This window comes from Streptomyces malachitofuscus, assembly GCF_055571035.1.
The window spans coordinates 216208-224171 of sequence record NZ_JBVIGA010000015.1 but is presented as its reverse complement, the minus strand read 5'-3'; the positions used below and the strand labels follow the sequence as shown (position 1 = coordinate 224171).

General features: G+C 73.8%; 9 protein-coding genes. 3 read left to right on the top strand and 6 right to left on the bottom strand.

Annotated elements, in window-relative coordinates:
- Positions 1–202: 202 nt before the first annotated feature.
- From ACZ44S_RS22960 to ACZ44S_RS22945, 4 genes are all read right to left on the bottom strand, one after another.
- Entirely contained in the window at positions 203–691 is a 489-nt protein-coding gene (locus tag ACZ44S_RS22960) for a DUF5709 domain-containing protein (RefSeq protein WP_466931881.1), read from the bottom strand.
- 115 nt (positions 692–806) lie between these two features.
- Complete coding sequence (gene prcB / locus ACZ44S_RS22955; RefSeq protein ID WP_466931879.1) at positions 807–1652, bottom strand: proteasome subunit beta; 846 nt, start codon at positions 1650–1652, stop codon at positions 807–809.
- A gap of 87 nt (positions 1653–1739) precedes the next feature.
- Entirely contained in the window at positions 1740–3296 is a 1557-nt protein-coding gene (locus ACZ44S_RS22950) for a hypothetical protein (RefSeq protein ID WP_466931877.1), read from the bottom strand.
- A 171-nt stretch (positions 3297–3467) separates the two neighbouring features.
- On the bottom strand, positions 3468–4205 hold the full coding sequence (locus ACZ44S_RS22945) for an HAD family hydrolase (RefSeq protein WP_466931875.1): 738 nt from the start codon (positions 4203–4205) through the stop codon (positions 3468–3470).
- 92 nt (positions 4206–4297) lie between these two features.
- Here ACZ44S_RS22945 and ACZ44S_RS22940 point away from each other — a divergent pair, with 92 nt between their 5' ends.
- The 3 genes from ACZ44S_RS22940 to ACZ44S_RS22930 are packed head-to-tail and all read left to right on the top strand — an operon-like array spanning position 4298 to position 7215.
- A complete protein-coding gene (locus tag ACZ44S_RS22940; RefSeq protein ID WP_466931873.1) occupies positions 4298–4987 on the top strand; it encodes a nucleoside/nucleotide kinase family protein in 690 nt (229 codons plus the stop codon).
- 15 nt (positions 4988–5002) lie between these two features.
- Positions 5003–5506 carry a GNAT family N-acetyltransferase gene (locus tag ACZ44S_RS22935; protein ID WP_466931872.1) on the top strand — a complete coding sequence of 168 codons (504 nt, stop codon included), beginning with the start codon at positions 5003–5005 and terminating at the stop codon, positions 5504–5506.
- A gap of 38 nt (positions 5507–5544) precedes the next feature.
- Positions 5545–7215: an ArnT family glycosyltransferase gene (locus ACZ44S_RS22930; RefSeq protein WP_466931870.1), complete on the top strand. Its 1671-nt coding sequence runs from the start codon at positions 5545–5547 to the stop codon at positions 7213–7215.
- 10 nt (positions 7216–7225) lie between these two features.
- Here the strand turns inward: ACZ44S_RS22930 and ACZ44S_RS22925 are convergent, their stop codons facing one another.
- Together ACZ44S_RS22925 and ACZ44S_RS22920 are read right to left on the bottom strand one after the other, a co-directional pair.
- Positions 7226–7639 carry a DUF3662 domain-containing protein gene (locus ACZ44S_RS22925; protein ID WP_466931869.1) on the bottom strand — a complete coding sequence of 138 codons (414 nt, stop codon included), beginning with the start codon at positions 7637–7639 and terminating at the stop codon, positions 7226–7228.
- Positions 7640–7701: 62 nt separating this feature from the next.
- Positions 7702–7863, bottom strand: coding sequence for a hypothetical protein (locus tag ACZ44S_RS22920; protein ID WP_190162519.1), 162 nt, complete (start codon positions 7861–7863; stop codon positions 7702–7704).
- Positions 7864–7964: the final 101 nt, after the last annotated feature.

The window sequence follows — 7964 nt, the reverse complement described above, 5'->3', positions numbered from 1 at the left end:
GCCTCTTTGATGGACTCTACCTGCAAGGTCGTCTCCCGGCCCCCTCATACGCCGCTCGCTTCCCCGCCCTCTGCTTTCTCCCCCCCCCCCCCCCCCCCCCCCCTCTCCCCCACCCCCCCCCCCCCCCCCCCCCCACACACCCCCCCCCCCCCCCCCCCCCCCCCCCCCCCCCCCCCCCCCCGGCGCCGTGTCCGGTGCCCGGTCAGGTTCTGTCCCGGTCCTCCGGGAGCGCCGTCTCGTCGTCGACGACGTGCATCGCGGCCTCCTCCGCGCCGGCGGCCCCGCCGTCGATGCCCACGTCCTCGGCGACGGTCTCCTTGGTGGTGTCCGTCCGGGCGCCCTCGTCGGGGGCGACCAGGCGCCCGGCGCGGCCGGTGCCCGCCTCCGGGTCGACCGGCTCGCCCTCGCCGCCGGGCAGGTCGCCCACCTCGTCCCCGGCGGGCGCGGACGCGTCGGGCACCTCCTGGGCCAGCCGCTGGTCGAGGGTCTCGCCGTCGTGCTGCTCGGCGGCCGTGGTGCCGTGCTTGGTGACGCCCAGCGGCTTCTCCGGCGGGGAGTACCCCTCGTCGAGGGTGTCGTCGTAGGTGCGCTCGTCGAGGGCGTCCTGCATGTCGAGCGGCGCGGCGTCCTCCTGCTCCTCGTTGCTCCCGGTGGGCTGGTAGGCGTCGTCGGCCATCGGTTCGGAGCCCATGGCGTCCTCCCTGTCGCGCTGCGTCGGCTCGTTTCGTCTCGGGTGTCAGATCCGCGTTTCCCCTCACGCGATCTCTAATCCCGTGCGCCGGACGGCCGGGAGGGCCCCGGTGAGGTCAGAGGGGCGCGTTCGGGCCGTCGGGACGGGACCGCCGCCGGTCCACCATGGCGAGGCTCAGCCGCCGTGTCTCCGCCTCGGGGAGCCGTTCGTAGCCGTCCTCGGTGATGACCGCCACGACCGGGAAGATCCTTCGGGCCGGATCCGGGCCGCCGGTCGCCGAGTCGTCCTCCGCCGCGTCGTAGAGCGCCTCCAGCGCGGCCGACGCGGCTTCGTCGCGGGACATGTCCTGCCGGTACAGCTTCTTCAGCGCTCCCCTGGCGTAGGGGGAGCCCGATCCCTCCGCGTGGAAGCCGTACTTCTCGTAGCGGCCGCCGGCGGCGTCGTAGGAGAAGATGCGGCCACGTCCCCCTCCGGGGGCGGTGGTGTCGTAGCCGGCGAGGAGGGGGACGACGGCGAGGCCCTGCATGGCCTGTCCGAGGTTCTGGCGGATCATGGCCGCGAGCCGGCTCGCCTTCGCGGCGAGGGTCATGGGGATGCCCTCGATCTTTTCGAAGTGCGCCAGTTCGACCTGGTAGAGCCGCACCATGTCCAGGGCGATGCCGACGGTGCCGGCGATGGCCACGGCGGTGTGGTCGTCGGCGGGCAGCACCTTCTCCAGATCGCGCTGGGCGATCAGGTTGCCCATCGTCGCCCTGCGGTCGCCGGCGACCAGAACGCCGTCACGGTAGGTGAGGGCGAGGATCGTGGTGCCGTGCGGGGCCCGCACCGGCCCCGGGCCGGCCGGCAGACCGCGGGGGCCCAGCAGTCCTGGACGGTGGGCCGCCAGGAACTCGGTGAAGGACGAGGTCCCCGGCGTGAAGAACTCCTCCCCCAGCCGCCCCTCGTGATCGCTCTCCGTCATGCCGTGCTCCCCCCTCGTCGCACCCTGCGCAGCCGACAACCGACACCTACCTGCGCCGGGCGTGCCGGAAACCACCCCGGGCCGTCGTCACCGGGGCGCGCCGGGACCGGGGGCCGGGGCGATGCGGACCTCGAGGTCGCCGATCCGGTGAGCGGGCCAGGGCCGGGCGTAGCCGGGCGGTGTGCCGCCGGGTCCGGTGAGCGTGGCGACCGGGACGCGGTCGGCGGTGCGCACGATCTCCGCGGCCGTGGTGTTCTCGTTGTTGCCGGAGGTGGCCCCGGAGGAGCAGCCGGTGTAGTAGCCGACGGGGATGGCCTCGTGGCCGGTGATCAGGCAGGGCGGGCGGACTCCCAGCCGGTGCAGTTCGCCGGCCGTACGGGCCCAGTCGCGGCGGCTGTCGATGTTGCGGTCCACGGTGTACACGAGGACGGTCAGCTGGACGGTGAGATGGCCCGCGACCGCCAGCGCGACCAGGGCCCTGGCGGTCGTCCGCCACCTCCCGCGCGGTGCCGTGACCAGGTGCCACAGCGCGTCGGCGACCGGGATCGCGAGCAGGGCGTAGGCGGGCTGCAGGAAGCGGGGCGCCGCGTACTCGATCATGAAGAGATACGGGAGCGCGGCGGTCGTGGCACAGGCCAGCGGAACCAGGGTGCGCAGGGTGCGACGGGCCCGCACGGCGAGGATCAGCCCGAGGACGGCGAGCAGCGGCACCACGAACCACCACAGGGTGATCACCGGGTGGGGCATCGACCCGGTGCACGGCCGGCACAGGGCGCGGCCGCCCAGGCTGCGCAGCTGGTCGTCCACGGCGATGTGCCAGCCCAGCCCGCCCTGGATGCGCGAGGCCTCGGCCAGCCGCTCGCCGAGGCCCCCGAAGGCCGTGTACGCCTCGATCAGCCACTCGGCCCCGCCCGCAGCCAGGCCGCCGACGACGGCGAGCAGTGACCGCCATCGCCGGCCGGCGATGGCGGCGACGAGGAGCGGGACGGTCACCCAGACGGCGTCCGTGGGCCGCATCCACGCCATGAGCGCGGTCCCCGCCACGACGGCCCACAGCGGGCTTGCGGACGCGGGGGCCCGTTGCGAAGGTCCCGTCGTCCGCCCGGAGGGCGGGACCTTCGCAACGGGCCCCAGGGCCGCGCGATGGCGCAGGAATCCGCCGACGGCGATCAGTGCGCCGACCGCGACCCAGTAGTTGGGCATGGCCTGTGGGCCGTAGAAGAGGGTCACCCACAGGGAGGCGAAGAAGGCGCCCGCGGTGACCAGGACCCGGGTCGGGAACAGGCCGCGCCAGGCATGGAAGGCCAGGTGGAGGCCCAGGCCGGAGAGCAGGGCGAGGTAGACGCGCAGCAGCACGGTGGAGTCGGACCAGGACGCGACGGGCGCCACCAGCAGGGAGACGCCCCGGGAGCGCGGCGCGCTGAAGAAGGCGGCCGGGTGGTGGGAGGTGACCTGGCTGGTGTAGACGATCTCGTCCCAGCCGAGGCCCAGCACGGGGCGGACCAGGGCGAGTTGGGCGAGGGTGAAGACGGCGGCGAGCACCGCGAGCGGCCCGCCGGCGTGTGCATTCCGGGAGGCGTCCGGCCCGGACCGCTGCTCGCGTCGTCGTGCCGCGGCGAGCAGGGCACCGGCGCCGTCGGTCATCGTCCGTCCTTCGTTCGCGCACGTCATGGGCGCCGGGCCGCGCGAGCCGTGGGGTGAGCGGGCGGCGTGACCGGGCATCGGAAGATCATGGCCAACCTAACCCGCGCGGAACGGGCACGCAGGGTGATATACAGCCAACCGTCTCATCCGACCCGGGCGTGCCCCGCGTGCTCACCGATCCCCCAGGAGCTCCGCCGGGTCCGTGACGACCAGGTCGGCGCCGTGCGCGTACAGGGCGTCGGCGCGGCCCGCCCGGTCGACGCCGACGACATATCCGAAGCCTCCGGCGCGGCCCGCGTCCATGCCGGCGAGCGCGTCCTCGAACACCGCGGCGCGGGACGGTTCCACACCGAGGTCCCCGGCGGCGGCGAGGAAGGTGTCGGGCCGCGGTTTCCCCGGCAGACCGCGCTCGGCTGCGACCACCCCGTCGATCCGGACGTCGAAGAGGTGCTCGGCGCGGATCGACCGCAGTACGTCGCGGCAGTTGGCGCTGGAGGAGACGATCGCCGTGCGCAGCCCCCGGGCGCGGACCGCCTCGATGTAGCGCAGGGTGCCGTCGTAGGCCGCCACGCCGCCGGCGCGGATCCTCTGAAGCAGCAGTGCGTTCTTGCGGTTGCCGAGGCCGTGCACGGTGCGGGCGTCGGCCGGGTCGTCCGGTCCGCCCTCGGGCAGGCTGATGTCACGGGAGGCGAGGAAGGTGCGTACTCCGTCGGCGCGCGGAAGGCCGTCGACGAACTCGTCGTAGTCGGCGTCGGTGAAGGGCCGGAAGGCGTCGCCGTCCCGCTCGTGGAGAAAGCCGTCGAACATCTGCTTCCAGGCGGCGGCGTGCACGGCGGCCGTCCTGGTGACGACGCCGTCGAGATCGAAGAGGCAGGCGAGAATGTCATCGGGCAGACCCAGATCCGTCATACAGACACAGTTCCCCGGACGGCCCCGGCCGGCGGGCGGCGCGGGCCACTCGGCGGCAGACCGCCCGCCGGCGAGGTGACACACTCTGGCGTGTGGCGCTGACCTTCGACGACCTCCTCCGCCGTGCCCGTGGTCTCCCCCGGGAGGGGCGGCGCGCGATCCTCGGCATCGCCGGCAGCCCGGGCGCGGGCAAGTCCACGCTCGCCGGGCACCTGGTGCGAGAGCTCAACGGCACCGGGGAGCCGTGGGTCGCGCACGTGCCCATGGACGGCTTCCACCTCGCCGACGCCGAGCTCGACCGGCTCGGCCGCCGTGACCGCAAGGGCGCGCCGGACACCTTCGACGCGGCCGGCTACGCGGCGTTGCTGCGGCGGCTGCGTGAGGAGGCGTACGGCGATGTCGTGTACGCCCCCGGCTTCGAGCGGGTGCTGGAGCAGCCGCTCGCGGGAGCCGTCCCGGTGGCGCCGGCCGTCCGGCTGGTGGTGACGGAGGGCAACTACCTGCTGCTGGGCACCGGCGTCTGGGAGCGCGTCCGGGCGCAGCTGGACGAGGTGTGGTTCTGCGACCTGGACGAGGACGAGCGGCTGCGTCGTCTGATCGCGCGGCACGAGGAGTTCGGCAAGAGCCACGAGGAGGCGGTGGCCTGGGTGGAGCGCTCGGACCGCCGCAACGCCGAACGGATCGCCCCGACCCGTGAGCGCGCCGACCTCGTGGTGCCGGCGTCCGCGTGGCCGGGCGCGTCCCGGCAGGCGGAACGGACTGGACGCGGTACGGCACCCTGACACAGGCTCTCGTCCATGATCAGAGAAGCCACCGTGGACGACGTCCCCGAGATCCGTTCGATGATCCGCGAGCTCGCCGCGTACGAGCGGGCCGCGGAGCAGGCCCGCGCCACCGAGGAGCAGCTCCGCGAGGCCCTGTTCGGCGCACACCCCGCCGCCCGCGTCCTGCTCGCCGAGGACGACGCCGCCGGCGCGGTCGCGGGCTTCGCCCTGTGGTTCCCGCGCTTCTCGACCTGGACCGGTACCCGGGGGATGCACCTGGAGGACCTCTACGTACGCCCGCACACCCGGGGTGCCGGTCACGGCAGGGCCCTGCTGGCGGCTCTCGCGCGGATCTGCCGGGAGAGCGGTTTCGAACGCTTCGAGTGGGTGGTGCTGGACTGGAACGAGCCGGCCATCGCGTTCTACGAGTCGCTCGGGGCGGAGCTCCTTGAGGAGTGGAGGGTGTGCCGGCTGACCGGTGACCCGCTCGAGGAACTCGCCGCGCGGGCACCGGTGGCCGGGAGCCGGGCGTTGTGACCCCCCGCGTGCGTGCGGGGGTGCGAGAGTAGGGGCCCATGAGGGGTCTGGTGGCGGCGCGCGCACGGAAGCCTGTCCTCGACGACGGTGAGGGAGGCTCCGCCCCCGGCCGTCCGGACCGGCGGTGGCCGGTGCTCGTGGTGGTGGTGCTGCTGCTCGCGCAGATGGCCGTGGCGATGGTGACCGCCGCGGTGCGGCAGACGCCGACGATCGACGAGCCCGTGTACGCGGGCACGGCCGCCGTGTACCTGGAGGAGCACAGTCTGCGGTTCAACCCCGAGCATCCGCCGCTCGGGAAACTGCTGATCGCCGCCGGGGTGGCGGTCGCCGATCCGCACCTGGAGCCGGGATTCGACGGTGACCAGAGCGCGTTGGGACGGCGGCTGCTGTACGAGTCGGGCAACGACCCGTGGCGGGTCATGTTCTGGGCCCGCCTGCCGGTGATCGTCCTGACGCTGCTGTTCGGGCTCGTCGTCTTCGCCTTCGCCCGTGAACTGGCGGGAACCACTGGTGCGTTGGCGGCACTCGCGCTGTACTGCCTCTCCCCCGACGTGATCGCGCACGGTTCGCTGGCCACACTCGACGTGCCGGCCGCCGGGTTCGTGCTGACCTCGGTGTGGCTGTTGTGGCGGGCACGACGCCGGCCGCGGCTCCATCTGCCGCTCGCCGGGGCCGCGTTCGGGGCGGCGCTGGCCACCAAGATGAGCGTGCTGCCCGCCGCGCCGGTGGCGGTGCTGACGGCGGCCGTGGCGGTGTGGTGCGTCTCCACCGGCGACCGGTGGCGCCGGCTGGGGCGGGCGGCCGCGGCCGCCGCGGCGTTCGCCCTCATCGCGGTCGCCGTGGTCTGGGCCGTGTACCTGGCCGTCGATCCGCGGTTGCGCTGGGATCCGCAGCAGCCGGTGCCCGTGGTGCGGGGACTGCGCGGGCTGTTCGTCGAACTGCTGCCGTTTCCCGAGGCCTACCGGGACGGCATGCGCGTCCAGTTCAACCTGGAGTACTGGGCGTGGGAGGGCTTTCTGTTCGGGCGGGTGTACACCGGATCGCTCTGGTACTACCTGCCGGCCGCGCTGCTGGTGAAGACGCCGCTCGGCGTGCTCCTGCTGTGGGCCGCCGGCGCCGTCGCGCTGGTGGCGGTGCGGCGGCTGCGGCCCGCGGCGGCGTATCTGCTCCCGGTGCCCGCGGTCCTGCTGGCCGCCGCGATGTACGGGTCACGGGACTTCGGTACCCGGTACGCCGTGTTCCTGCCGATGTTCCTGGCGGTGGCGGCGGGGTGCGTGCCGATGGTGCGGTGGCGATGGGCACCTCCGGTGACGGCGCTGCTCGTCGCGTCCGTCGCGGTGAGTTCGCTGCGGGCCTTTCCCTACTATCTCCCGTACTCCAACGAGGCGTTCGGCGGCCCGTCGCAGACCCGGCTGCGGCTGCACGACTCCAATGTGGACTGGGGCCAGGACCTCGGACGGCTCGCCGACCGGCTGCGGGACCGGTACCGGGACGAGCGGATCTGGCTGGTCTACAAGGGCAGCGGCGTGCCCTCGTACTACGGCATCGACGCGGACGATCCGCTCCGGGTACCGCCCGAGGAGGTGCACGGGATCCTGGCGGTGTCGGACTCCGCCGCGGCCAAGGCGACGGGCCGGCTGGCCGAGCTGATCGGGAGCAGCCGCCCGGTGGACGACGTCGGGCACTCGATCACCGTCTACCGGCGTTGAGTGCGGGGCGTCAGCCCCGCCCCGGCGCCCCCGCCCGCTGGAAGCCGTCCGCGCTCACGTGCGGCATCACGCTGCTCGCCACGCGGTAACGGCCGTTGGGCACTTCGGCGGACCGGTGGACATGCACGGCGAGCGGGCCCGCCCATTCGTAGCCGTGACGCGCGGCGTGCCGGGCCAGCCGGTCGGTGAGCACCTGCCCCACGCGGCCGCCCCGGCGCGTCAGTTCCTCGTGCACGGGGCCGGCCAGCTCCACGTCGTAGGCGTTGGGGACCATCACCCGGCCCGCCCGGCACACCACCGCCTTGCTGTCGCACTCGCGCCGCAGGGCGTCGACGAGTTCGACCGGGTCCCGGCCGAACATGCGCGCCCACAGCGCCTGCCATCGGTTCTCCAGTGCCTCTTCCAGCGCGCTCAGGGCGCTCATGGTTTCACCTGCCGAAACGTCGTCGCGTCGGGATGGGGTTGGGTGGGGTGCTCCGGGTCCGGTCAGCGCTCGTCGTAGTCGTCCGGGCTGATCTCGGCCTCCTCCAGCGCTTCGCGCATCGTGCGGCCGGTGCCCCCCTGCGCACGCGTCTCGTTGTCCTCCCGCTGCTCGATCGTGTCGTCGGTGTCGCGGGTCTTCGGCCGGTTCTCCTCGGGGACGGTCATGTCCGGTGGCTCCTCATGTTCCCTGGGGTTTCCTCTGCTGCGCTGTGCCGCGGGTTCCCCGAAGGGCCGTGGGTATCCCCGGGAAAGCGGGCCGGTGCGAT